Source organism: Vibrio sp. Vb1337 (assembly GCF_033338715.1).
Classification (GTDB): domain Bacteria; phylum Pseudomonadota; class Gammaproteobacteria; order Enterobacterales; family Vibrionaceae; genus Vibrio; species Vibrio alginolyticus.
In genome coordinates this window covers 1-1099 of the sequence record NZ_JAWOTD010000228.1, presented here as the reverse complement: position 1 = coordinate 1099, position 1099 = coordinate 1, and the positions used below count along the sequence as shown (strand labels likewise).

1 protein-coding gene is annotated in these 1099 nt (G+C 46.3%); it reads right to left on the bottom strand.

From position 1 onward, the window contains the following. Positions 1-1099, bottom strand: a 1099-nt coding sequence (locus tag R7E42_RS25230) for a sodium-dependent transporter (RefSeq protein WP_318073271.1), incomplete at both ends; no start/stop codon positions are given.

The following is a 1099-nucleotide window of genomic DNA, read 5'->3' as shown; positions in this document are numbered from 1 at the left end:
CCCAGATCACCGTCGCAACTAATACAGGGCACACAAACTTCACATACGCAGGCCACAATTTACCAAACCAGCCTTGTGTGAATTCAGGACAACCCTGCTCAAGCTCTTTAATTTTAGAGTTACGATTCCATACCCAACCACCAAACAAGCAGAACAGTAGTGCCGCCGTTGGCTGTAAATACTGAGTTGCAACCGTCGCAACCATGCCAAACAACGCGCCAAAGTTGTACACAATCACTACGCTGAACAGAGCAATAAGACCACCTAGCACCCAACTAGTCGCACTGCGCTTAGTATTGAAACGTTCACTCACTAACGCCACCGGACACTCTAACATTGAGATGGAAGACGTCAGCGCCGCAATCGTCAGCAATAAGAAAAACACGATTGAGAACAGTTGGCCAAGTAAACCTAAGCTATCAAACATCAATGGCAATACGGTAAATACCAAGGTGTCTGAGCTCAATAGAGAACCGTCTTCAGCGTAGATTTGGACACCTTTTTGCATCGCAACAAACATCGCTGGCATCACCACTAGCCCTGCAATAAAGGCAACAGCCGTATCGACCAAGGTCACATTCATTGCCATCTTGGGAAGGTTCTCTTTCTTGCTCAAGTAAGAGCCGTAGATCAGCATTGAACAACCACCAATCGTCAGTGAGAAGAAGCCCTGCCCCATTGCAGCAAGAATTAGTTTACGGTCCCATACTTTCTCGAAATCAGGCACCAAGTAATGCTTCAGACCTTCCATCGCGCCGTTTTGCGTCATGATGTAAACAAACAACAAACCGAATAACACGAACAACGCAGGCATTAGACGTGTTGACCATTTCTCAATGCCTTGTTTAACGCCACCTTGCACGATCAAAATGGTAAGTACATAAAATGTAATCGTACCGAACAAGTTGCGCTCTACACTAAAACCTTTTAACCATTGAGTCGCCGCTTCCATTCCCATGATGTCGGTAACCGCACCTAGCAAAAAGCAGATCAACCAACCGCCAACAATGGAATAAAACGCTAAGACTGCACTTGGTACACTCAAACCAACCCAGCCCACAATACCGCCAAGCTTTTTGCCAGTCGGGTGGTTGGTTAA